Here is a 23,814-nt window from a genome sequence, read left to right as displayed (position 1 = left end):
AAAAGCGGCAAAGTAACCAAAGCGCTCTTGCCCCACCACTTGGTGCCTCGCTGTGGCTCGGCATGCCTTCACTCCGGCATTGCTCCGTGGGCCGCCGCGATGGGCCATCGTGGTTAACGGGGCGCCTAAGATCAAAAGCAAAAGCACGGCGGCCTGGTAGCCGACCTGAGTGGTGAAAAGCAAAAGCGGATCTACTGCCACCTGTAGGAGCGAGCTTGCTCGCGATGGTCGTTAACGATGACGCTGGCTTCCTGGATAAACGCGGTGCCCTCAGGTTCTTCGCGAGCAAGAACTAGGCGTCCCCCTCGCTCCTACAGAAAAGCGGATGGGCACTGGCTTTGCTCTGCTCTTGATCTGCCTGCCCATAAAACCAGAGGCCGAACGCAGGTATTGCGCAGTGGGTAAACCGGCAAGGATGCATGTGCGGTGTAACTGACCTGCCTCGGGATACCTAGCCCCTGGCCGGCCCATTGCCAATCTGCCAGACAAATGGCGGTTCAGTCCCGTTGATCACCCAATCCCCGACAATCCGTGCCTTGTAGATCACCGGGTTGTGGGACGATACCGTGCGCGCATTGCGCCAATGCCTATCCAGGGATTTGCCCTTGCGGATATCCGAAGCCCCCAGGGCATTGAACAGCTCACTGGTGGCGCGCTGGATCAACTCCGACACCACCACCTGAGCCGTGGCCGACTCGATCTCGGCAGCGACATTGGCCTCGCGCTCCAGCGCGTCATCCCCGCCAAAGCGCGCCAGGTAAGCCCGCTGTGCCGGTATCGTCGCTTTCAAGGCGCTGGCCTCGGCGGCGTATACCAGGGCGGCGACTTCACCGACCACCTGCTGAATCTGTGCATCCTGGCTGACATGGGCGGCATTGCCGTGGCTGTAGATGCGTTTACGTGCACGAACCTGATAAGCCACATCCTTGAGCGCCGCGCGGCCGATACCGGCCAAGGTTGCCAGCAGCACCAGCTGGTAAAACGCCGTCTGGTATTTGAAGCGCGTGGCAAAGTCGATCACGTTCTCGGCTTCAACCACCGCATCGGTAAACCGCGATGTGCCGCTGCCCGTGGTGCGCTGGCCAAAACCGTCCCAGTCATCGCTTTGCACAATCCCCGGCTGTCGAGTGCGGGTGGCGGCTATCACGTCGCCTCCAGTGTCGCTGCGCTGAGCGTAGACGTCGATCCAGTCGGAGAAAATGCTCCCGGTACTGTAGAACTTCTCGCCGTTGAGTTTCCACTTGTCGCCGTCGGGGTGGACCTTGGTGATTACATCACCGATGGCCACGCTGCCGATTTCGGTCCAGGCACAGCCGACGATGTCACCGTCGACAAAGCGCTTGAACCACAGATCCCGACCAGCGCCGGGCGGTGCATTCAGACGGTCCTCGGCAAAGGCGAAGTGCCCGCGCAGGGCCTGGGGTACGTTGGAGTCGGCTTCAGCCAACTCAATCAGCAGTTCAAACAGCTGAGGCAGGGACGCGCCGCCACCACCGTATTCCACCGGCACCCGCACCGCGCCGAAGCCAGCTTCTTTCAGCCACTGGATCGGCTCACGGGGCAGGGCGCGGGTTTGCTCACGCTCCACGGCACCTTCGGCGATACGCTCAAAGATCGGCCGGAAGCGCTTGGCCAGGGCCTGGTAATTGACGCCAGTGGACAGTGGGTTGATGACATGTTGCTCGGTCATGGGGATAGCTCCTGGGCAGGCAAAAAAGGCGGTGCGCTGCCAAGGTGTTTGCACGGACCATGCCGAGGTGAAAGCCCCGTATTTACAGGGCAACAACCTACTTCAAGTGTTGCGCCACCAACAGCAATCCAACAAACCCCCGACATCTGCAACATCAGACAGTGCGGGGTGTCCACACCCAATTACCGCTCCAGAGCCCTGGCTTCGGGCATCTGCAATACGCTGGCACGCTTGCTGCTCCATGACCTGCATATCCCCTTGTGTGAGGTACCGTTCAATGAGTCTGCAAGCAGTCAAATTTGCCTATTGGGTGCCCAACGTCAGCGGCGGGCTGGTGGTGAGCAAGATTGAGCAGCGCACCAGTTGGGGCATCGACTACAACCGCAAACTGGCGCAACTGGCCGAAGAAGCTGGGTTCGAATACGCCCTGACCCAAATCCGTTTCACCGCCGGCTATGGCGCCGAGTACCAGCATGAATCCGTAGCCTTCAGCCACGCGTTGCTGGCGGCCACCACCACGTTGAAAGTCATCGCGGCGATCTTGCCCGGCCCGTGGCAACCGGCCCTGGCGGCCAAGCAACTGGCGACCATCGATCAACTGACCAACGGCCGCGTCGCCGTCAACATCGTCAGTGGCTGGTTCAAGGGCGAGTTCCAGGCCATCGGTGAACATTGGCTGGAGCACGACGAGCGCTATCGCCGCTCCGAAGAATTCATCCGCGCCCTCAAAGGCATCTGGACCCAGGACAACTTCACCTTCAAGGGCGATTTCTACCGATTCAACAACTACAGCCTCAAACCCAAGCCTCTGGGCGAACCCCACCCGGAGATTTTTCAGGGTGGCAGCTCCCGCGCAGCACGAGACATGGCCGCACGTGTCTCGGACTGGTACTTCACCAACGGCAACACCCCGCAAGGTATCAAGGCCCAGGTCGATGACATTCGCGCCAAGGCCGCCGCCAACAACCACTCGGTAAAAGTCGGGGTCAACGCCTTCGTCATCGCCCGCGACACCGAAGAGGAAGCCCGCGCGGTGCTCGCTGAAATCATCGACAAGGCCGACCCCGAAGCGGTCAATGCCTTTGGCGACGCGGCAAAACAGGCTGGCAAGGCATCACCGGAAGGCGAGGGCAACTGGGCCAAGTCTAGCTTCGAAGACTTGGTGCAGTACAACGATGGTTTCAAGACCAATCTGATCGGTACCCCGCAGCAGATTGCCGAGCGTATCGTCGCGCTCAAAGCGGTAGGCGTGGACCTGGTACTGGCGGGGTTCCTGCACTTCCAGGAGGAAGTGGAGTACTTCGGCAAACGGGTATTGCCGCTGGTACGCGAGCTGGAGGCCAAGGCCGGGATCAAGCAGGTAGCCTGATCGCTCACCTGGCATATACCACGACCGCCGCGCGCAACTTGTTATTGCCAAACCGGCACATCCGTTCGAACTCCCCGTGGCTGACCGGCAGGTGCTGGCAGTCCAGGGGCTGGCGGTGCTGGCTGTGATCCACGTCCGGGTCATGCAGGTAGACAAAGTCTTCATCGCAATCGGTGACGATCACCCAGTGGGGTGACTTGGAGCGTGTCAGGCGGTAGCTGCTGATCAAGACCAGCGGTTGCCCGCCATCACGCAGTACCTGCGGCAAATCCAGCGGCCCGCCGAGCACCTGCTCGACATCGCTGCTGGCCAGTTCTTCCTCGAAGGCCTCATGCACCAGGCGCATGACGTCTTTTTTATGCTGGTCACGCACCCCGTCCAGAAACAACGGCCCGCTGACATTGACCTGCATGTGTACCCGAAAGCCTCGACGCCAGGCTGACAGCGCCAACCCTTGAGGGCTGCAGCCGCCATGGCCGGCGGTCATGAACACGGTGGTCGCCTCGCGCCAGATTTGCAGTTCTTCGCGCCGCTGGGCTACACGCTCAGGTTGCAGGGCGCCCATGGCCATCAGCAAGCTCGCCGCACCGCAGGTGAAGTCGGTGGTTTGCTGGTAATACGGCACGCTCAGGGCCCTGGCTTCCTGATGCTGGAGAATGCGCTTCTCCAGGCGCAGGGCGTCGGTGTGATCTTCGTAATAATCATTGATCAGGGCAAAGCGCCGGTAGCCATTGCGCTCGTACAGGGCGATGGCGCCGGGATTGTCGGTGCGCACCTCCAGGCGCAGGTAGGCACAGTCATGTTCCACGGCGCAGGCTTCAATACGCGCCAGTAGTTGCTTGCCCAGCCCCATGCCTCGGGCAGGAGCGGCAATGGCGATTGAATACAGGCGTGCCAGCGAAGTACCACGGTGGAACAGCACCAGCGCGTAGCCGAGCAACTGCTCTTCGTTTTCGGCCACCAGCAGGCGTCCGTTGGCACGGCTGATCATCCACTGAAAGCTGCGGGGCGAGAGCCGGTCAGTGGTGAAGCAATGCTCTTCCAGTACCACTAAGGCCGGTAAGTCATCAAGGGTTGCAACGCGAAAGGAAAGAGCCATATGACCGCCGTAAAAGTTGCGTAACGAAACGGGACTTCTCTGAAATATCGTGCTTAATAGAAAAGGTCTAGTTCTCTAAAGCGGATCAATCAATATGTCAGCGGTACAAGGTCATTGGCGTGAAGTATCCGAGCAAACAGTGGCGGCGACAATAACTTCCGCCGGTTATTTTTCCACACCTCCCAAACCGTCAAGTCAAGTCGTGATTATTGTTGAGCGCAAGGAGGACTGGGCCTCCTACTTTCCCAGTGAAGACATTGTTACCGCCCAGGAATACCTTGAGCAAACCCGGGAAAGTGAAACCGGCAAGCGGGTCCAGGTGATCAACCTGTGTCGCAGCTACAAGTACCTGGGGCACGGCTACTACTGCTCGCTGCTGGCCGAGGCGCGGGGCCATAAGGTGATTCCGTCGGTGCGCACCATCAGCGAGCTGACGAAAAAATCCCTCTACGGCCTGGCCCTGGATGACCTGGATAAAACCCTTGATAAAGCCCTGAGCCATCATCTTTATAGCAATACCGAAGGTTTTACCCTGACACTTTATTTTGGCCGAACGAATATCGAGCCACTGCAGGACTTGGCCCGTCAGTTGTTTGAAGCGTTTCCGTGTCCAATATTGCTAGTTGAGTTTCGCAAGAATAACGGCTGGCATATCGAAGGCATAAAGTCTGGCGTGTTGCATAAGTTGCGTGATGATCAGGAAGATCAATTTGCCAATGCCCTGGACAACTTCAGTCGCAAGATCTGGCGACAACCACGCTCCCGCCGCCTGGCCCGTTATGACTTGGCGATCCTTCACGATCCCCAGGAACAGTTGCCGCCGTCCAACGCCAAGGCGCTGGAAAACTTCGTGCGAGTGGGCAAGGGCTTGGGCATCGATGTCGAGTTGATTGAACGCAAGGATTACTCCCGCCTGGCCGAATACGACGCCCTGCTGATCCGCGAGACCACCAGCGTCGACAACCACACCTACCGCTTCGCCAAGAAGGCTGAGAGTGAAGGGCTGGTGGTGATGGATGACCCCGCCTCGATCCTGCGTTGTACCAACAAGGTCTACCTCACCGATATGCTGAAAAGCCATCAACTGGGCATGCCCGCCACCGAGATTCTCTACAAGGAGCGACCGGAAGATTTCGAACGAGTCGGCGAGCGCCTGGGCTTCCCCCTGGTGTTGAAAATACCCGACGGTTGTTTCTCCCGCGGGGTGATCAAGGTGGAAAGCCAGCAAGCGCTGCTGACGGCCACCGCCGAATTGTTCGAACATTCTGTGCTGTTGCTGGCCCAGGAGTTTTTCTACACCGAGTACGACTGGCGCATCGGCGTGCTCAACCGTAAGCCGATCTTTGCCTGCCAGTACTTCATGTCCAAGGGCCATTGGCAGATCTACAACCACAAGGCCATCGGCCAGGACATCAACGGCGAGTGCCGCACCATGGCGGTCCACGAAGCGCCGAAAGCGGTGGTGGACCTGGCGGTGAAGACCGCCAACCTGATCGGCGACGGGCTGTACGGCGTGGACCTCAAGCAGTCCGGCGACAAAGTGGTGGTGATCGAGGTCAACGACAACCCGAACATGGACGCCGGTATCGAAGATGCCTACCTGCAGGACGACTTGTATTCCCTGGTGCTGGAAGAGTTTGTCCGCCGCCTGGAACTCAAACGCCAAGGCCAGGGGTGGTGATGCACGATGATTCAGTGCTTTGAATTGACCGATGGCGCGCTGCGCAGCAGTCAGCGCGAGGCCGCCGACATCATGCTGTTCAACAACCCCGATGCCCACGAGCGGGAACTACTGCGCGATCACTATAAGCTTGACGAACACGCCCTGGCCTCGGCGCTGGACCCGGACGAGGTGTCTCGCATCGAGTTTCACCCTGACAACCTGTTCCTGATTTGGAAACGCCCGGAAAACTACTCCGGTGCCGGCAACCTGGTGTTCGAAGTATCGTCCTGCGGCCTGCTGTTTTCCCAAAACCGCCTGCTGGTGATCGCCACCGGCGACAGCCAGCTTTCAGGCCTGGGCGCCCGCAGACCCCTGTATACGCCGCTGGATGTGCTACTGGACTTACTGCTCAACAACGTCCATCACTACCTCGGCCACCTCAAGGTGATCAAGATGGTTGCCCGTGAATTGCAGCAGCAATTCAACGCCTCCATGCACAATCGCCACCTGATGCAGATGTTCAACCTCAGCGAAAGCCTGATCTATTACATCAACGCCTTGCACAGCAACGGCGCGGTGCTGGCCCGCTTGCGTAACCACGGAGAGAAGGAACATTTCAGCGCCGAGACCCTGGGGTTGATCGACGATCTGATCATCGAGAACAACCAGTGCTACAAACAGGCGGAGATCTATTCCAACGTGTTCTCCGGGTTGATCGAGGCTCGGGGCAACCTGATGAACAACAGCACCAACAACTTGCTGCGCAAGCTGACGTTGATCAACGTGGTGTTCCTGCCATTGAACCTGATTGCCAGTATTGGCGGCATGTCCGAGTTCAGCATGATGACGATGGGCACGCCGTGGTGGGTGTCGTACCCGTTGTTCCTGACTGCGATGGGATTGGCGGCGGGGTTGATGGTGCTGGGGCTAAAGCGCATTGCAGGAGGCGCCCACCCGTAGAGACTCTGTTTGCGGTCAAACTTTAGCGAGGCTGCGTTGGGCTTTATGTTGGCTGCAAGGTCAACACCTCAAACCCGTCCGCCGTCACCACCACGGTATGTTCCCACTGCGCGGACAAGCTGTTGTCACGGGTCACTACCGTCCAGCCATCTTTCAAGCTGCGCACTTTGGCGCTGCCCTGGTTCAGCATTGGCTCAATGGTGAACACCATGCCTTCACGCAACTCCATCCCCGTGCCGGGACGCCCGAAGTGCAGGATCTGCGGCTCTTCATGCATTTCCCGGCCGATGCCATGCCCGCAATACTCACGCACCACGCTGTAGCCATTGGCTTGGGCGTGGTGCTGGATGGCATGGCCAATATCCCCCAGACGAGCACCGGGCTTGACCTGACGAATCCCGGCCCACATCGCCTCAAAGGTCATTTCCACCAGGCGCCTGGCCTTGGGCGTCACCGTGCCGATCATGTACATCTTGCTGGAGTCGGCGATAAAGCCGTCTTTCTCCAGGGTGATATCGATGTTGACGATATCGCCATCCTTGAGCACAGCCTTGGCATCCGGCATGCCATGGCACACCACTTCATTGATCGAGGTATTGATGGAGAAGGGGTAGTCGTATTGCCCAAGGCTTGCCGGCCGGGACTGCAAATCCCGTCGGATAAAGGCTTCGACGGCGCGGTCCAACTCCAGGGTCGACTGACCTGCGCTCACAAAACCGTCGAGCATACTAAAGACCTGAGCCAGCAGGCGGCCCGACTCACGCATCAGTGCGATCTGTTCGGCATTCTTGATCATCAGCCACGCCCCCGGATCAGGTCAGGCTTGTCCAACAGCAGCTTGTTGATCAGGTCGTTGTAGGCCAGGTGCGGATTGAGTTCGGCCAGCAGGCCGATCTTGATCCAGAACTCCGCCTGGGCGTTGATGGAACGGTCCATGGTGGCGCTGGCCAGACGGATTTGTTCATGCAGTTGATCGGTGATCTTGACGATGCCCATGAGCTTCACTGTGCAGATTGATATACGAAGCGTATACGTTTCGTATATCAATAGTAAAGTCAGGTTTACGCGGCGGCTTGCGATGCCTTGGCCGGTTGCCGGTCCTGCAACCCGCGAACCACCAGGTACAGCAGCGGCCCAACGGACACGAAAATTGCCGTGAGCAACAGGTACGGCAGCACCGACAGTGCTGACCGACCACGGCTGCGAGCATCCTTGTACATCCAGATGCCGGCGAGTGTTGCCAGCAGGTACAAATCAATCACCACCTGCGCTGTGTCGGGGCGAGACATCAGGCTGATGCCGAAATCGAGCAAGGACTGCTCAGCTTGCAGCATCACCGAGACGGTGTAGCCGACGAAGGCGATGAGGGCGACCAGGGGCAATACAAGCTTTTTCATGAACGTTCCTTCCTTGGACAGGCAACAAAGAGCGCTCAGATTAGCGGAACGACTCCACAACTCAATGGCCGTTTGCCATTGACTTGTCATAAGGCGCCGGTTAATTTTGATTCATGACATTTCAAGCTTTCCGTTCACAGCCAAACATTATTACCGCCATTCCTCATTTGGCGGGATAGCGCACGGCTGCACCCAAACCCGCCCTAGAGGCGGGTTTTGTTTTTCCGTCTCCAGAGCCTTGAACCAAAAGCCAGGAGACATCGATGAGTACCAGCCAGCCACGTTCCGTGACCCAGACCGTTGAGCGGGGACTGCTTGAGCACTATGTAAAAAAGATCCTCGCCGCGCCGGTTTACGACCTGGCGGTGCGTACGCCGTTGCAAGTCGCGCCAGCGCTCTCGGCTTTGTTGGGCAATCAGATCCTGCTCAAGCGCGAAGACCTGCAACCGACCTTTTCCTTTAAGATTCGCGGCGCCTACAACAAGCTGGTGCAGCTCACCAATGAGCAGAAGGCGGGTGGAGTGGTCACCGCGTCTGCGGGCAACCATGCCCAAGGCGTGGCGCTGGCAGCGCGGGAATTGGGGATTAAGGCCACCATCGTCATGCCGTGCAACACCCCGCAACTGAAAGTGCTTGGCGTGAGCTCCCGAGGCGCCAAGGCGATCCTGCATGGCCCGACCTTTCCTGTCGCCCTGGCCCATGCATTGCAGTTGGCTGAACAGTCAGGCAGTACCTTTATCTCGCCCTTCGACGATCCAGACGTGATAGCAGGGCAGGGTACGGTCGCCATGGAAATCCTGCGCCAGCAGCAAGGGCCTCTGGACGCGATCTTCGTGCCGGTGGGTGGAGGCGGGCTGATCGCGGGCATCGCCGCCTACGTCAAATACTTGCGCCCCGAGGTGCGCATCATCGGTGTTGAGCCTGAAGGCTCCAGTTGCCTGTTGGCGGCCTTGCGCGCCGGGGAACGAGTGGTGTTGCCCAGTGTCGACAGCTTCGCCGATGGCACCGCCGTCGCGCAGATCGGCGCCTTCGGCTTTGAAATCTGCCGCCAATACGTGGATGAAGTCATCACCGTCAGCAACGACGAACTGTGCAGCGCCATCAAGCTTATCTACGACGACACCCGCTCCATCACCGAGCCTTCGGGCGCCTTGGCCGTTGCCGGTATCCGTAACCATGTTACGAAAACCGGCGTCCAGGGGCAGATATGGGTGGCAATAAACTCCGGAGCCAATATCAACTTCGACAGTTTGCGCCATGTTGCCGAGAGGGTGGCCGCCCAAGAGCCGGTATAACCATGGATTAAACGTTTAAGCGAAACTATTCGGCGACGGCTTTATTGACCGTGGCCGACGCTGACCAGACTCGATAGCGAACTTCGACATCTTTTGGCACATATATAACGATGGGCAACTTGCTGTTGTAGCGCAGAACGAATCCATCGCCTACCACCGGTACAAAATCGGTACGGGTCTTGCCATCCGGACACGCCATTAGCGTACTCATCGGGCCGCTGACTTTATCCAGGCGGTAATAGGAATAGCCCCAGCCCTCAAGGTTCTTTTCTTCCAGCACGCCGCCCAGTCGTTGGCGATTGCAATCGACGGGCAAGGCCTTTGCGGCAAGGATTTCTACCTTGAAGTCGTTTTCCTGAGGTTGCGCCGGAAGATGGATGACCTGACGAACGAAACCCGCGTCCGCCTTGGGGTAGGGCGCAATATCTTCAAGTTTTGCGGCATTGGCCTGGGTGCAAAGACCTGCCATGCCAAGGAGGGCAAGTGAAATGCGCAGAGAGGAAATCATGAGGCGTCCTTGAGAAAATATACGGATCGAGCATTCATTTGGATGGATCGCTTTGAAACTGTCACTGGGCAAAACGAACGTGTCCACGATGCCAGCCTGCGCGCGCTGCTGCAAATTGCATGATTGCACACGGGCTTCATTGCAAAGTGCACGAGCCGTCAAACGTGAGTAATTGGCAAATCATTGATTCTGGTGCGCGCGAACTCGTACTCGGACACGGCATGTTTAATGCTCCGAATATATTTCGTTACCGTGCGATTGAGTTGTCGGCGTAGCAATGAACCACTTCAAACGGGTGAGTGCTAGCGGTCTGCCACACAACTTATGTAAGTATCGCCGCCGCTTATGAGAAAAGGGTCCAACGCTTCAAGACTCAGCCGAGTAGGCTTGGTGGTTGAAACCGCCTTCCATGGTTGGCAAGGCGCAACAGGCAGGCGCAACCGTGCGGCTGCCAGCGACACGTACATCCATAAAAACCTATTGGCAGTCTCAAAAAAGGAGAGGTTGGCCATGCTTTCGGATCTAGAGTTACGCAGCATTATTGAAGGAAGTTTCCTGCCTAAACGTTGTGAATGCATCAAGGCCGAGGATGCTTCGCTGACGGTCAAAGTCTATGACGACAAAGACCATGAGCGAGTGAATCTGCTGGTGACGGGCATTCGGGCGGATAAACTCGACAGCAGTCGAGCCATCTGCAATCTGATCACCGGGTTGCGCGAAGACCTCAAGCAGCAACATATCCCTCCTCTTACAAGAGTCGGTGCGCGTCCCTACTATTATTAAAGGGAGGGCTGCGGCTGTGTAAGCGCTGACTTCTGGGCCTGGATAAATGCCAGGCCCAACGCCGCTTCTGTGATCACCGCCAGCAAAATCCCAGGCCCCGCGTGGCCGTTGAGCCATTCACCGACTCCCAGCACCGCCAACGCAAAACAGCCGGTCACAAAACCTGTGGTCATGGCTCGCCGTGTGGCCGACGGCAGGGCATGCCGGGCTCGATAAAACATAATGCCGATGCCCAGAAACAACGCGGCGTTGCGTCGGGCGACCAATCCTGTGGCGCTTGAATACTCGACACTCCACAGCCACAGCAGCAGGTCGGGCCGCAGCCCCCAGATGATCGCCAAGGCGAAACACAGCAGGGCGGTGAAGGTGGCGACGGTACGGAAGCTGAGCTGCATGGCGAATCCTTTCGGCCGTTTCAGAAGGGCAAAAGCATACCGGGTGATGAGGCGCTTGTCCCGAGTGCTTACCGGCCCGCGCCATCAATTCTGAAAAATGCACGCATCGAAAGTCCCATGCCTTTCCCCCTAACCAGAAAAGTCTGATACGGCGAGGTTGCGCGCTGTTGCTAACGTCTCTGCCGGAGCCATCCACGTGATGGAACAGGCCGGCATAAACAACAGGCGGAATTAACCTTGCAACAAAAAATAGCAGCGGAGTTTCTCGGGACGTTCTGGCTGACGTTCGGCGGTTGTGGCAGTGCGGTCCTGGCGGCGGCGTTTCCAGAATTGGGTATCGGCTTTGCCGGCGTTTCCCTGGCGTTTGGCCTGACGGTGCTGACCATGGCCTATGCGGTGGGCAGTATTTCTGGAGCGCATTTCAACCCGGCAGTGACCATCGGCCTGTGGGTCGGGCGCCGAATGTCGGGTGTCGATGTGTTGCCTTACATCATTGCCCAAGTTGCCGGGGCTATTGTGGCGGCTGCGGTTCTGGCACTGATTGCCAGCGGTCGTCCAGGTTTTGAGTTGGGCGGGTTTGCCGCAAATGGTTTTGGCGAGCTGAGTCCGGGGCAATACAGCCTGCTGGCCGCGATAGTGGCGGAAGTGGTGGCAACGTTCTTTTTTGTATTCATCATCATGCGAGTCACCGCACCCGGCGCGCCGGTGGGGTTTGCGCCCATCGCCATTGGCCTGACGCTGACGTTGATCCATCTGGTGCTGATTCCAGTCACTAATACATCAGTGAACCCGGCCCGCAGCACAGGGCCGGCGTTGTTTGCCGGTGGTGCGTACCTGACACAACTCTGGGTGTTCTGGGCTGCGCCAATAGTGGGAGGTGTGGCGGGAGCGCTGGTTGCCCGGGCGGTCAGGGAGAAATAACGCTGTAGGCGCGCGGTTTGCCCAAGTCAGTCCAACTGGTGACGATAGGGCAAGTCTGGACCGGTCTTGGCGCAGGTCAAAGCGGCGGCGCGAATGGCAAACTTGAGCATGCTGTCGAGCTGTTCACGCGTCAGCTGTTGCAGCCCATCGACCGAGTCCAGTTGCTGCTCGGTCAACCAGGCGATCAGCGCTGCCTGGAAGGTATCACCAGCGCCGACGGTATCGGCCATCACCACCTTGACCGCAGGCGCCGACCAACTGCCGTGCTGACGGCTAAACACCGTGGCGCCATCGCCGCCACGGGTCAGGAAGATCAGTTGGCAACGATGCTGCAACCAGCCTTGCAACACGCTTTCCGGGGTTTGGCCGGGGTAGAGCAGGTGCAAGTCCTCATCACTGACCTTGATCAGGTCCGCATGCTTGACCAACTCGGCCACGCGCTGGCGCCATAGTTCGATGTTCGGCTCGGGATTCAGGCGAACGTTGGGGTCGAGGCTGATCAGGCGTTTGCCACTTTCCCTACGGACCAATGCCAACAACGTGTCGGCAATCGGCTGCACCACCAGGGAGAAGGAACCGATGTGCACGCCGCGAACTTCTGGCCCCAGCGCGGGTAAATGCTGCACCTGTAATTGCCGGTCAGCGCAGCCTTCACCGCGAAAGCTGTATTGCGGTGAACCGTTGGCGCCCACGGCAACCATCGCCAAGGTGGTCGGCGCGGCAAACTCCAGCAGGTAATCCTCGCGTACGCCTTCCAGCTTGAGCACCTGCAGCAAACGCTGCCCCAGGTAATCACTGGATAAACCGGCGAACAGCCCGGCGTCGATGCCCAGGCGGCGCAGACCCACCGCAACGTTGAACGGCGAGCCGCCGGCAATGGCCTTGAAATTGACCTTCGATGCCTGGCCGCTGGCATCGTCTTCGCTGAAAAAATCAAACAGCGCTTCGCCACATACCAAATACATATTCGTTCGCTCTTAAAGGGATGCTACGTGCTGTTGATAACGCTCATAGGCGTGTTGATAGGCGCTGACGCTGGTTGCCACAGGCTTGCTCAGGCTGGCCGGATCGACACTGACGCAACGCGCGCAAAGGTCCGCCAGGCTTTCACCCGACTGGCACCAGGCCGCCTGGATCGCGGCGCCCAGGGCCGCCGCTTCACTTTGTTCGGTACAGATGACTTCGGTGTTCATGATATCCGCGACCATCTGCCGCCACACCGGGCTTTTCGAGCCGCCGCCGATCAGGCGGATACTTTGGCTTTGCAGGCCGGCCTGGCGCAACAGGTCCAGACCGTAGCGCAAACCGAAGGTGGTGCCTTCGACCACCGCGCGACACAGATTGGGTCGGGTCAGGTTGGTCATGGTCAAGCCATGTAGGCTGCCGGTGGCGTGGGGCAGGGCGGGCACTCGCTCGCCGTTGAGGAACGGCAACATGCTGACGCCATCGGCACCAATCGAGGCCTGGGCGACCTGGGCGTTGAAGCTGGGCAGGTCCAGGTCCAGCAGCTCGCGGATGACGCCGGTGGCGTTGGTCAGGTTCATGGTGCAGATCAACGGCAGCCAGCCGCCGCTGGACGAACAGAAGGTTGCCACCGATGCCTTGGGGCTGACGTTGGGTTGATCGTTGAAGGCGTAGACCGTGCCGGATGAGCCGAGGCTCATGGTGATCACGCCAGGGGCGATATTGCCGGTGCCGATAGCGCCCATCATGTTGTCGCCGCCGCCGCTGGACACCACGGCATTGGGGTTGATGCCCAGGCGTTCGGCGATGGCCGGGAGAATGCTGCCCACTGCCTGATTGGCTTCAATCAACTGCGGCAGCGCCGCTTCCAGGCGTCCGTCGGGGTCGATATGACGCAGCAGTGGCAGATCCCATTCACGGGTTCGCACGTTGAAGTAGCCGGTTCCCGACGCGTCACCGTATTCGGCGCACGCGCGGCCGGTGAGCCAATAATTGAGGTAGTCGTGGGGTAGCAGGATATGGGCGATGCGGGCGAAAACGTCCGGGTGTTGCTCGCGGGTCCAGAGCAGTTTCGAGACCGTATAGCCTGGCGCGATGGCCACGCCCAGGCGCTCCAGGGAACCCTTCTCGCCGCCTAGATGTTGCAGCAGTCGATCGTTTTGCGGGGTGGTTTCGGTGTCGCACCACAGCTTGGCCGGACGCAATACCTGGCCTTGGTCATCGAGCAACACCAGGCCATGTTGCTGGCCGGAGACGCCAATGCCGAGGATGTCCTGGCCGTCGACACCCGCCTGCTGAAGCGCACGGTGAGTGGCTTCGGTGAAGGCGTCCAGCCACTGGCGGGTGTCCTGTTCGCGGCGGCCATTGGCGCCGCTGATCAGCGTATGGCTGGCCGCGCCCAGGCCCAGAACCTTGCCGCTGGTGGCGTCGATGACGATGGCCTTGGTGCCCTGGGTACCGCAATCGATACCGAGGAAAAGGGTTTGCTGGGTCATTACGGGTTCCTTCAACTGATATTGGCTAGCAACCGCTCCAGCGTCTTGCTCACACCCACATCGCGCAAACTGGCAAAGCACCGTTCAAACGCTGCCACAAACGCTGGCGAGTTGGGAATGGAGGTGCCAAAAATCTCTTCCACCCCCAGCAAGCGTTGACTGATCAATGCATCGTCAGTCACCAGGCCCTGGCAAAATTCGGCACGGGGATCGGGGATCTTGTAGCTCACACCGTTTTCATCCACACCCTTCAAATACAGCGCCCAGGCTGCTACGACCAGCGCCGCACGCTCGGTCTCGCGACCGCCGGCAATCAGCCGATTGATGGTTGGCACAGTGAACTTGGGGAATTTCGACGAGCCATCGGAACACACTCGCTCCAACTGATCGGCAATCGCCTGGTTAGAAAAGCGGTCCACCAGGGTCTGCTTATAGTCTGTCAGGTCGATGCCCGGCACGGGCGCCAGTTGCGGCGTCACGTCCAGGTCCATATAAGCCCGCATATAAGCCACGAACAGCGGATCGTTCATGGTCTCGTGGACAAAACGATAGCCCTTGAGAAAACCCAGGTACGTCAGCGCCAGGTGACTGCCGTTGAGCAGGCCGATTTTCATTTCTTCATAAGGCGTAACGTCATTGGTGAACTGCACGCCGACCTTTTCCCAGGCCGGGCGGCCGTTGACGAACTTGTCTTCCAGCACCCACTGCACAAACGGCTCGCAGACCACCGGCCAGGCGTCGTCGATGCCGTGTTCGTCATGTAATTGCAGGCGATGGGCCGAACTGGTCATCGGCGTGATGCGATCGACCATGGCATTGGGGAAACTGACATTGGCCTTGATCCAGTCATACAGGTCAGCATTGTGCAGCGCAGCGAAGGCCAGCAACGCCTTGCGGGTGACGGCGCCATTGTGTGGCAGGTTATCGCAGGACATCACGGTGAACGCAGGAATGCCGGCGGCACGGCGCTTGCTCAGGGCGGCGCAGATAAAACCAAACACGGTTTTCGGTGCGCCCGGATGGGCCAGGTCATGCTGGATCTGCGGCAGGTGGGCCATGAACTCGCCGCTGCTATCGTCGATGCAGTAGCCGCCTTCGGTGATGGTCAGCGAGACGATGCGAATCTCTGGGCTGGCCAGTTTGTCGATCAGCGCCTGGGCACTGTCTTGCGCCAGCAGCATGTCGCTGATGGCGCCGATAACCCGCACTTCGGTGTCATCGGTATCGCCCAGTTCATACAGGGTAAACAGATAGTCCTGACCGGCCAGGTCATCCCGCGCCTTGCGGTCTTCTGCCCGCAGGCCAACGCCGCAGATGCTCCAGTCCAGGTCCACGCCGGTGTTCATCAAGGCATCGGTGTAATACGCCTGATGGGCCCGATGGAAACCGCCGACACCGATATGGGCAATGCCCTGTTTGGTCTCGGCAATGGCGTAGGCTGGCAATTTCACTTCGGGGGCCAGTTGCGTGAGGTTTTGCTTGTTCAGTTTCATCAAGGGTTCTCGCGAAATCAGGCGGCAGCGCGCAGTGGACGGGCCACAGCCACGCCATCGGTGTCGAAAAGATGGCAGTGCACCGGGTCCAGGTGCAGCTTCAACGTTTCGCCATACTGGCTGGCCATGTCGCCACGGATGCGCAGGGTCAGCGGTTCGCCGTTTGATGTAATGACGTGGCAAAAGGTGTCGCTGCCCAGGCGCTCGCCGACATCGGCGGTGACGGTCAGCGTGGTATCGCCGGGCGAGGCGAGTTCCAGGTGTTCCGGACGAATACCCAGGGTCACCTGGCTGCCGATGCTCAGGGTTGGACTGCTCAAGGGCAGACTGATGCGCGTGCCAGCATCCAGCTCGACTTCGCAGCCCTGGCCTTCAAGCCGCGTGACTTTGCCTTTGAGGAAGCCCATTTTCGGCGTGCCCAAAAAGCCCGCGACAAACAGATTGGCCGGTTGGTGGTACAAGTCCAGCGGCGAACCAACCTGTTCAATGCGGCCGCTGTTGAGCACCACTACCTTGTCAGCGAGGGTCATGGCTTCCACTTGGTCGTGGGTTACGTAGATCATGGTCGCTTGCAGTTCTTTATGCAGGCGCGCCAGTTCCAGGCGCATCTGCACCCGCAACGCGGCGTCAAGGTTGGACAGCGGTTCGTCGAACAGGAAGATTTTCGGATTGCGCACAATGGCGCGGCCGATGGCGACCCGTTGACGCTGACCACCAGAGAGCTGCTTGGGCTTGCGTTCCAGCAACGGGCCGAGTTCGAGAATACGCGCCGCTTCATTGACCTTGCTTTCGACGACTTTCTTGTCGACACCCGCCAGGTCCAGGGCAAACGACATGTTCTTGCGCACGCTCATATGCGGGTACAACGCATAGGTCTGAAACACCATCGCCAGGTCGCGCTTGGCCGGGGTCACTTCGGTGATGTCGCGGCCATCCAGTTCGATGGTGCCTTCGCTGACTTCTTCAAGGCCTGCAATCAAGCGCAGCAGGGTGGACTTACCGCAGCCCGAGGGGCCGACGAAGACCACGAATTCCTTGTCATTCACTTCCAGGTCGATGCCCTTGATGATGGAAAAGCCTTCGAAACCTTTTTGCAAATTTTTGATTTTCAGGTTGGCCATGATGGGCCTCCACTTCTAATTATTGGTGTTGAAAGGGCCGTTATTTCACGGCGCCGAAAGACAAACCGCGGACCAGCTGTTTCTGGCTGATCCAGCCAAAAATCAGGATCGGCGCGCAGGCCAGGGTCGACACCGCGGACAACTTGGCCCAGAACAAGCCTTCGGGGCTGGAGTAGGAGGCGATCAATGCGGTTAATGGCGCGGCGTTGGACGAGGTCAGGTTCAGCGACCAGAACGCCTCGTTCCAGCACAGGATCAGCGACAGCAACACCGTGGAGGCCAGGCCACCCTTGGCAATCGGCAGCAGCACCCGGACCATTTCCTGCCACAGCGTGGCACCGTCCAGGCGCGCGGCTTCGAGGATGTCCTTGGGAATGTCCTTGAAGTAGGTGTAAACCATCCAGACCACAATCGGCAGGTTGATCAGGGTGTAGATGATGATCAGCGCGACCCGCGTATCCAGCAGGCCAAGGCTCTTGGCCAGCAGGTAGATCGGCATCAGCACGCCCACCGGCGGCAGCATTTTGGTGGATAACATCCACAGCAGCGTGCCCTTGGTGCGCTGGGTTTCGTAGAAGGCCATGGAGTAGGCCGCCGGCACCGCAATCAGCAGGCACAAGGCGGTGGCGCTGAAGGAAATTACCACCGAGTTCCAGGCGAAGCTGAAGTAGTTGCTGCGCTCGTTGATGTGCAGGTAGTTCTCAAGCGTGGGCGTGAAAATGAACTGCGGCGGCGTGGCAAAGGCGTCGATTTCGGTCTTGAAGCTGGTCAGCACCATCCAGAAGATCGGGAAGAAAATCAGGATCGCGATGGCCCAGGCCAATGTGCCGAGCAGCAGGCTTTGCAGGCGGCGGGATTGTTGAAGCGTCATGGCGCGGCCCTCAAGGCTTGTCAGTCAGGTTTTTGCCGAGCATCCGCACCAGGATGATCGCCGCGATATTGGCAATGACCACGGCAATCAAGCCGCCGGCCGACGCCATGCCCACGTCGAACTGCACCAGCGCCTGGTTGTAGATCAGGTAGGCAAGGTTGGTCGAGGCGTAGCCGGGGCCACCGTTGGTGGTGGTGAAGATTTCAGCGAACACCGAGAGCAGGAAGATGGTTTCAATCATCACCACCACGGCGATGGGGCGCGCCAGGTGGGGCAGGGTCAGGTGCCAGAAAATCGCAATGGCACCAGCACCGTCCAGGCGGGCGGCTTCCTTTTGCTCCTGGTCGAGGGACTGCATGGCGGTCATCAGGATCAGGATGGCGAAGGGCAGCCATTGCCAGGACACAATGATGATGATCGACAGCAGCGGGTAATGGGCCAGCCAGTCCACCGGCTGGGCGCCGAACAGCTTCCACACTGCCGCCAAAACGCCGGACACCGGGTGGAAAATCAGGTTCTTCCAGATCAGCGCACCGACGGTGGGCATGATGAAGAACGGTGAGATCAGCAAGACCCGCACCAGTCCTCGGCCGAAGAACTCGCTGGCCTCAAGCAGGGCACTGATCAACACACCCAGCACCACGCTGATCAGCAGCACGCTGCCCACCAGCAACAGAGTATTGGTCGCACCAGGCAGGAAACCCGAGTCGGTGATGAAGTAGGTGAAGTTCTCAAGGCCCACGAATTGGTTTTCGCCGGGATAGAGCAGGTTGTAGCGGATCAACGAAAAGTACAGGGTCATGCCCAGCGGCACGATCATCCACAGCAGCAACAAGGCCACCGAGGGGCTGACGAGGAACCAGCCGGGGTTGATCAGGCGGCTTTTACGCGCCTTTTCCGGCTGAGCAGTTTGCACTTGGGCAGTGGTGGTATTCATGGTGATCACATGCTGAGTAGTGTCAGGGCGAAGTTACCCTAGGCGCTCCGGCTTATTGTTGTGTGGCGAGCGGGCTTATTGTGGCGAGCGGGCTTGCCCGCGTTGGGCTGCGAAGCGGCCCCAAATCCTTCAAGCGGGTTCTGTCTGGAGGAATGCGGTGAGCTTATTGGGGCCGCTTCGCAGCCCAACGCGGGCAAGCCCGCTCGCCACAAAAACGCCCTCGCCACAAGTTACTTGGGATAGCCGGCACGCTTCATTTCGCGCTCGGTGGTGGTCTGTGCCTGCTTGAGCGCATCGTCGACGGTCATCTGCCCGGTCAGCGCACCCGAGAAAAACTTGCCAACTTGTGTACCAATGGCCTGGAATTCAGGAATGGTCACCAATTGGATGCCGATGTATGGCGCAGGCTTGAGGGTCGGTTTGGTCGGATCGGCCACTTTCAGGGACTCCAGGGTCACCTTGGCAAACGGCGCGGCCTTCATATATTGCTCGCTGTAGGTCGAGGTACGCGTGCCTGGCGGAACGTTGGCGATGCCGTCGGTCTTGGCCACCAGCGCACTGTATTCCTTGGAAGTGGCCCAGGCACTGAACACCTTGGCGGCGTCCTTGGCCTTGGAGCTGGTCGGGATCGCGAGGGACCAGGAATACATCCACGACGTGCCTTTGTCCGTGACCTGATGGGGCGCGAAGGTGAAACCGACATGATCGGAAACCTTGCTTTGGGTTTTGTCGGTGACAAACGAGCCGGCAACGCTGGCGTCGACCCAGATCGCACACTTGCCGCTGTTGAACAGCGCCAGGTTTTCATTGAAACCGTTGCTGGAGGCACCCGGCGGACCGGATTTTTTCATGTTGTCGACGTAGAAGTTCAGCGCGTCCTTCCACTCTGAGCCGTTAAATTCCGGCTGCCATTTCTCATCGAACCAGCGCGCACCGTAGCCATTGGCCAGGATGGTGATCAGCGCCATGTTCTCGCCCCAACCGGCCTTGCCCCGCAGGCACAGGCCGTATTGTTCCTTATCCTTATGGGTGAGCTTTTCGGCAAACTCGCCGATCTGCGTCCAGGTGGGATGCTCAGGCATGGTCAGCCCGGCGTCCTTGAACAGGTCGGTGCGGTAATAGGTGATGGAGCTTTCGGCGTAGAACGGCAGGGCGTACAGCGAACCCTTGACAGAAAGACCGTCGCGCACTGAAGAGAAAACATCGTCCAGGTCGTAGGTCGCCGGCAGATCCTTCATCGGTTCCAGCCAGCCCTTGGCGCCCCAGAGTGCGGCTTCGTACATGCCGATGGTCAATACATCAAACTGTCCGCCCTGGGTGGCGATATCCGTGGTCAGGCGTTGGCGCAGGACGTTTTCTTCGAGCACCACCCAATTGAGCTTGATGTCTGGATGTTCGGCTTCGAAAGTTTTCGAGAGCTTTTGCATGCGGATCATGTCGCTGTTGTTGACGGTGGCAATGGTCAGGGTTTGCGCGCCAAGACTGACGGCGCTGAGGGTCATGCATGCAGTCATGCAAGTAGAGGCAAGCAGTGCTTTAGCTGTGAACTTCATCGCGCACTCCATTTCCGCGCCCAAGGGCTACGGAAGGACAGTTTTTGTTGTTGTGTCTTCCAAGGCTGCTGGAAGAGTGTGCGTTGATTACAGCCTTCTAATGGCGTGCTGACAAATCCTTGGGAGCACTGTCACTGATACTTTTTTGCACTGAGCCCGAAATTAGCTGAAACGATTCCTCCGATAACCCGTAGCGTTGTCGAGCCCCTCAACGCTTGACCGTCTGCGTCTCAGGCCAGGTTCTGCTCGGTCAACCGCTGCACCGCCAAGCGCCGATAATGGGATGGCGTCATACCCTTGAGCTGCTGGAAGCGCCGATTGAAGTTGGAAATATTGTTGAAGCCAGATTCAAAGCACACATCCGTCACTGCCTTGTCGCCATCGGCCAGCAGTTCACAGGATTTGCTGATGCGCAGCCGATTGACGAACTCGATAAAAGTGCGCCCGGTAGCCTGTTTGAATACCCGGGAAAAATAGGTGGGCTTCATTCCCAGGTAGTCGGCCACTTCTTCCAGAGGCAGCTCCCGCGCGTAGTGGGCAAAAATGTAGTCCACCGCGCGGTTGGTGCGGTCGATGCTGTGTTCATCGGCCAATTGCGGCGTGGTCACGCCGGAGAGCAACTGATAATCCTCGCAGGCGCTGAGCACCTCCAGCAGGATAAAGAAATGCCCGAGGCGGGCCATGCCTCGGGCGTCTTCGATGCGCTGCATCAGCGTCATGGCCTGGGCGATGGTGTGCTTACAGCGGAACTCGATGCCGTACTGCGCCCGGTCCAGCAGCGGGGTAAGGGCCTTGAGTTCGGTGAAGATATGGCTGGCGCCGTCAAACAGCTCATCGGTAAAGTTCACCAGCATGTCGCGCTTGGGCACCACTTCGTCTTCCGCCACCTGGCTGATCCAGTTGTGGGGCAGGTTGGGGCCAGTGAGAAATAGGCTTTGCGGATAGAAGTTGCCGATGTAATCGCCGATGAACACCTTGCCGGAGCTGGCGACGATCAGGTGCAGTTCGTATTCCTTGTGGAAATGCCAGCGCACCAGCGGACACGGGAAACCGTGCTGGCGATAGATGATGGACAGGCCGTTGTGGTCGTCCATCAACTCGTAGGAAGGGTCGGTGATTCTCGCTGCTCGGGTCATGCTGCAGTCGCTTTTATTGTGGTTGCCCACAGGATAATGCCCCCATGGGCGCAACCTCGCCAGCGCCTGTATTTAAAGTGTGCGGTTTTTTGCCTCGATCCACTGTGCCATGTACTGGGTGCTTTTATGCAGGTGGTGGCGCAGCATACTGCCGGTGAAGTTGATGCGCCGGTGCTGGGCCAACTCGCCACGGCACTGATCCAGCCGCTCGACCAGCGCCGGGCCGTGTACGTCTTGCGAGTAACGGCGGGCAAGTAACTGCCGGCCGTCTTCCTGAGCCAGGGTCCAGCGGTCGCGGTCCTGATACAGGGCAACCGCTGCGGCGGCCAAGGCGCTGGCGCTTTCTTCAATAACGCCGGGCCAGGCTTGCTCATCGTTCATGCCTTCAGCACCCATAGGGGTGGTGATATTCGGCGTGCCACAGAGCATCGCATCCGCCAGTTTCCCCTTGATTCCTGCGCCAAAGCGCAGCGGCGCCAGGCAGATACGCGTGGCCGACATCACCGCCAGCGCATCCTCGGCCCAGTTCATCACATGAAAGCCCTGGGCCGGATTGTGCAGCGCGGTGGCCTTGGGCGGGGTGTAGGCACCGTATATATGCAACTGGACGCCGGGCAGTTGCTGGCGGATCAACGGCCACAGGCTGTTCTTCATCCATAGCACCGCATCCCAGTTGGGCGCATGGCGGAAGTTACCTATGCTGAGAAAGTGCGCGCGGTCTTCAAAAGGCGTGAAGGCTTCGGTCGGCGGCTCCAGCATCAACGGGCACCAGTGGAGCAGGGCGGCCGGCACCTTGAACTGGTCGGTAAGCAGGCGGATTTCAACGTCGGAGATCATCAGGCTGATGTCGCAGCGGTAAATTGCTGCTATTTCGCGCTTGGCCAGGTCGGTGTCGGCCATTAACTGGAATTCTTCCTCCAGCGCGGGAGCGAACAGTACGCCGAAATCGTCGCCGTCCGGATTGGCCTTGAGGTAATCCTTGAGGCGCTGCTGACGGGCGTCCCGCAGGCTTTGCAAGTCTGAGGTTTCCAGCACCCGCAGTGCATCCGGGCAATGCTTTTCGACGCGCCAGCCAAACTGTTCCTCCATCATGAAGCGATCGAACAGCACGATATCCGGGACTAGTTCACAAATAAAATCGTCGAAACTGCTGTTATTGAGCTCGATGGCGCATTCGTCAATACCCAGCGCCAGCAAGTCGGCCTTGTGTTCGCCAATCGTTGCCGGGCTGCTGAAGGTAATGTCCCAGCCTTGATCAAGGAAACTGTGCAGGATCTGCATCATGTGCCCGCCTGCGGCCGACGAGCGAGGTTCCGGCCAGACGTAACCAATGACCAGGACTTTGGTGGCGGGCTGATTCATTGACAACGGTTTCCTTGAGGACGGGCGAAAAGCACGCAATTAAACCACAACCGCGAGCCGTGACAATTTGTGTCTTGCGGTAGGTAGCCACGGCACTTTGTGGTTAACTTCGGCCTCTCGAATTCGTTTAACCAAAACCCAGTATAAGGATTCTGTCCATGGCTCAAGTCACCCTTCACGGTAACCCTGTCCAGGTTGAAGGCGAATTGCCGCAAACCGGCTCCAAAGCTCCAGCCTTTACTCTGACCGCCGGCGATCTGTCGGAAGCAACCCTGGCCACTTTCGCCGGCAAGCGCAAAGTACTGAACATCTTCCCAAGCGTTGATACCCCCACCTGCGCCACTTCGGTTCGCACGTTCAACGCCCAGGCCAACGAACTGAACAACGCGGTAGTACTGTGTATCTCCACCGACCTGCCCTTCGCCCAGGCGCGTTTCTGCGGCTCCGAAGGCCTGGAAAACGTGAAGAACCTGTCGGACTTCCGCGACGCTGCCTTCGCCGTTGACTACGGTGTGGCAATCGCCGAAGGCCCACTCAAAGGCCTGACCGCTCGCGCCGTCGTGGTGCTGGATGAAAACGACAACGTGCTGCACAGCGAACTGGTATCTGAAATTGGCCAAGAGCCTAACTATGAAGCAGCCCTGGCTGTTTTGAAGTAACTGTTACGGCAAATGACTGTCGCTTTGCAGTAACACGCTTGATGCATGATTGCGGCCTGGCCTAGTCCAGGCCGTTTTTATTTGCGGTTCAGCGGCTTAGCCCTGATACCGGATGTTGTAAGTCAAAACGTAGATGTTTGTAG

General features: G+C 58.8%; 23 protein-coding genes. 7 read left to right on the top strand and 16 right to left on the bottom strand.

What is annotated here, in order from left to right; translation table 11 throughout:
• Positions 1-451: 451 nt before the first annotated feature.
• Positions 452-1,690, bottom strand: a complete 1,239-nt coding sequence (locus tag ACZRKZ_RS06450) for an acyl-CoA dehydrogenase family protein (RefSeq protein WP_463981093.1) — start codon at positions 1,688-1,690, stop codon at positions 452-454.
• 277 nt (positions 1,691-1,967) lie between these two features.
• Here ACZRKZ_RS06450 and sfnG point away from each other — a divergent pair, with 277 nt between their 5' ends.
• A complete protein-coding gene (sfnG, locus tag ACZRKZ_RS06445; protein WP_463981092.1) occupies positions 1,968-3,059 on the top strand; it encodes a dimethylsulfone monooxygenase SfnG in 1,092 nt (363 codons plus the stop codon).
• A 4-nt stretch (positions 3,060-3,063) separates the two neighbouring features.
• Here the strand turns inward: sfnG and ACZRKZ_RS06440 are convergent, their stop codons facing one another.
• On the bottom strand, positions 3,064-4,158 hold the full coding sequence (locus ACZRKZ_RS06440) for a GNAT family N-acetyltransferase/peptidase C39 family protein (protein ID WP_463981091.1): 1,095 nt from the start codon (positions 4,156-4,158) through the stop codon (positions 3,064-3,066).
• A 94-nt stretch (positions 4,159-4,252) separates the two neighbouring features.
• On the opposite strand from ACZRKZ_RS06440, the gene ACZRKZ_RS06435 reads away from it, so the two are divergent.
• Together ACZRKZ_RS06435 and ACZRKZ_RS06430 are read left to right on the top strand one after the other, a co-directional pair.
• Positions 4,253-5,839, top strand: coding sequence for a RimK family protein (locus tag ACZRKZ_RS06435; RefSeq protein WP_463968521.1), 1,587 nt, complete (start codon positions 4,253-4,255; stop codon positions 5,837-5,839).
• Between the two features lie 6 nt (positions 5,840-5,845).
• The gene (locus ACZRKZ_RS06430; protein WP_463981090.1) at positions 5,846-6,781 is read left to right on the top strand and encodes a magnesium transporter CorA family protein; all 936 of its coding nucleotides are present in this window, start codon (positions 5,846-5,848) and stop codon (positions 6,779-6,781) included.
• 43 nt (positions 6,782-6,824) lie between these two features.
• Here ACZRKZ_RS06430 and map read toward each other — a convergent pair whose 3' ends face one another.
• The 3 genes from map to ACZRKZ_RS06415 form a co-directional block, all read right to left on the bottom strand.
• Positions 6,825-7,577 (bottom strand): type I methionyl aminopeptidase, encoded by a 753-nt coding sequence (gene map / locus ACZRKZ_RS06425; RefSeq protein WP_463968519.1) that lies wholly within the window; start codon positions 7,575-7,577, stop codon positions 6,825-6,827.
• The gene (locus ACZRKZ_RS06420; protein ID WP_133102580.1) at positions 7,577-7,777 is read right to left on the bottom strand and encodes a ParD-like family protein; all 201 of its coding nucleotides are present in this window, start codon (positions 7,775-7,777) and stop codon (positions 7,577-7,579) included. The genes map and ACZRKZ_RS06420 overlap by 1 nt, the downstream gene beginning before the upstream one ends.
• A 65-nt stretch (positions 7,778-7,842) precedes the next feature.
• The gene (locus tag ACZRKZ_RS06415; RefSeq protein WP_463981089.1) at positions 7,843-8,178 is read right to left on the bottom strand and encodes a DUF2834 domain-containing protein; all 336 of its coding nucleotides are present in this window, start codon (positions 8,176-8,178) and stop codon (positions 7,843-7,845) included.
• Between the two features lie 263 nt (positions 8,179-8,441).
• Between ACZRKZ_RS06415 and ilvA the strand changes: the two genes are divergently transcribed.
• A complete protein-coding gene (ilvA, locus tag ACZRKZ_RS06410) occupies positions 8,442-9,473 on the top strand; it encodes a threonine ammonia-lyase, biosynthetic (protein WP_463981088.1) in 1,032 nt (343 codons plus the stop codon).
• 25 nt (positions 9,474-9,498) lie between these two features.
• On the opposite strand, the gene eco is transcribed toward ilvA, so the two are convergent.
• Positions 9,499-9,981, bottom strand: coding sequence for a serine protease inhibitor ecotin (eco, locus tag ACZRKZ_RS06405; RefSeq protein WP_463981458.1), 483 nt, complete (start codon positions 9,979-9,981; stop codon positions 9,499-9,501).
• 510 nt (positions 9,982-10,491) lie between these two features.
• On the opposite strand from eco, the gene ACZRKZ_RS06400 reads away from it, so the two are divergent.
• Positions 10,492-10,764 carry a DUF1652 domain-containing protein gene (locus tag ACZRKZ_RS06400; RefSeq protein ID WP_463981457.1) on the top strand — a complete coding sequence of 91 codons (273 nt, stop codon included), beginning with the start codon at positions 10,492-10,494 and terminating at the stop codon, positions 10,762-10,764.
• Here ACZRKZ_RS06400 and ACZRKZ_RS06395 read toward each other — a convergent pair.
• Positions 10,761-11,159, bottom strand: a complete 399-nt coding sequence (locus ACZRKZ_RS06395) for a hypothetical protein (protein WP_463968515.1) — start codon at positions 11,157-11,159, stop codon at positions 10,761-10,763. The two genes, ACZRKZ_RS06400 and ACZRKZ_RS06395, sit on opposite strands and share 4 nt — an antisense overlap.
• A 237-nt stretch (positions 11,160-11,396) precedes the next feature.
• Between ACZRKZ_RS06395 and aqpZ the strand changes: the two genes are divergently transcribed.
• On the top strand, positions 11,397-12,080 hold the full coding sequence (gene aqpZ / locus ACZRKZ_RS06390; RefSeq protein WP_463981087.1) for an aquaporin Z: 684 nt from the start codon (positions 11,397-11,399) through the stop codon (positions 12,078-12,080).
• Positions 12,081-12,106: 26 nt separating this feature from the next.
• On the opposite strand, the gene ACZRKZ_RS06385 is transcribed toward aqpZ, so the two are convergent.
• From ACZRKZ_RS06385 to ACZRKZ_RS06345, 9 genes are all read right to left on the bottom strand, one after another.
• On the bottom strand, positions 12,107-13,045 hold the full coding sequence (locus ACZRKZ_RS06385; RefSeq protein ID WP_463981086.1) for a carbohydrate kinase family protein: 939 nt from the start codon (positions 13,043-13,045) through the stop codon (positions 12,107-12,109).
• A 12-nt stretch (positions 13,046-13,057) separates the two neighbouring features.
• Positions 13,058-14,539, bottom strand: coding sequence for a xylulokinase (xylB, locus tag ACZRKZ_RS06380; protein ID WP_463981085.1), 1,482 nt, complete (start codon positions 14,537-14,539; stop codon positions 13,058-13,060).
• A gap of 11 nt (positions 14,540-14,550) precedes the next feature.
• Positions 14,551-16,032 carry a mannitol dehydrogenase family protein gene (locus tag ACZRKZ_RS06375; RefSeq protein ID WP_463981084.1) on the bottom strand — a complete coding sequence of 494 codons (1,482 nt, stop codon included), beginning with the start codon at positions 16,030-16,032 and terminating at the stop codon, positions 14,551-14,553.
• A 17-nt stretch (positions 16,033-16,049) separates the two neighbouring features.
• On the bottom strand, positions 16,050-17,153 hold the full coding sequence (locus ACZRKZ_RS06370) for an ABC transporter ATP-binding protein (RefSeq protein ID WP_463968510.1): 1,104 nt from the start codon (positions 17,151-17,153) through the stop codon (positions 16,050-16,052).
• A 40-nt stretch (positions 17,154-17,193) separates the two neighbouring features.
• On the bottom strand, positions 17,194-18,024 hold the full coding sequence (locus ACZRKZ_RS06365; protein ID WP_149413340.1) for a carbohydrate ABC transporter permease: 831 nt from the start codon (positions 18,022-18,024) through the stop codon (positions 17,194-17,196).
• A gap of 10 nt (positions 18,025-18,034) precedes the next feature.
• A complete protein-coding gene (locus ACZRKZ_RS06360; RefSeq protein WP_149413339.1) occupies positions 18,035-18,961 on the bottom strand; it encodes a carbohydrate ABC transporter permease in 927 nt (308 codons plus the stop codon).
• Between the two features lie 230 nt (positions 18,962-19,191).
• Positions 19,192-20,514 (bottom strand): ABC transporter substrate-binding protein, encoded by a 1,323-nt coding sequence (locus ACZRKZ_RS06355; protein WP_463981083.1) that lies wholly within the window; start codon positions 20,512-20,514, stop codon positions 19,192-19,194.
• Positions 20,515-20,744: 230 nt separating this feature from the next.
• Positions 20,745-21,650: an AraC family transcriptional regulator gene (locus ACZRKZ_RS06350; protein ID WP_463981082.1), complete on the bottom strand. Its 906-nt coding sequence runs from the start codon at positions 21,648-21,650 to the stop codon at positions 20,745-20,747.
• A gap of 72 nt (positions 21,651-21,722) precedes the next feature.
• Positions 21,723-23,012, bottom strand: a complete 1,290-nt coding sequence (locus tag ACZRKZ_RS06345; RefSeq protein ID WP_463981081.1) for a glycosyltransferase — start codon at positions 23,010-23,012, stop codon at positions 21,723-21,725.
• 158 nt (positions 23,013-23,170) lie between these two features.
• Here ACZRKZ_RS06345 and tpx point away from each other — a divergent pair, with 158 nt between their 5' ends.
• Positions 23,171-23,671: a thiol peroxidase gene (gene tpx / locus ACZRKZ_RS06340; RefSeq protein WP_463981080.1), complete on the top strand. Its 501-nt coding sequence runs from the start codon at positions 23,171-23,173 to the stop codon at positions 23,669-23,671.
• Positions 23,672-23,814 lie beyond the last annotated feature (143 nt).

It is taken from the genome of Pseudomonas sp. c313 (genome assembly GCF_055407145.1).
Note: the sequence above shows the minus strand (reverse complement) of the source record. Positions and strands in the feature narration are given on the sequence as shown.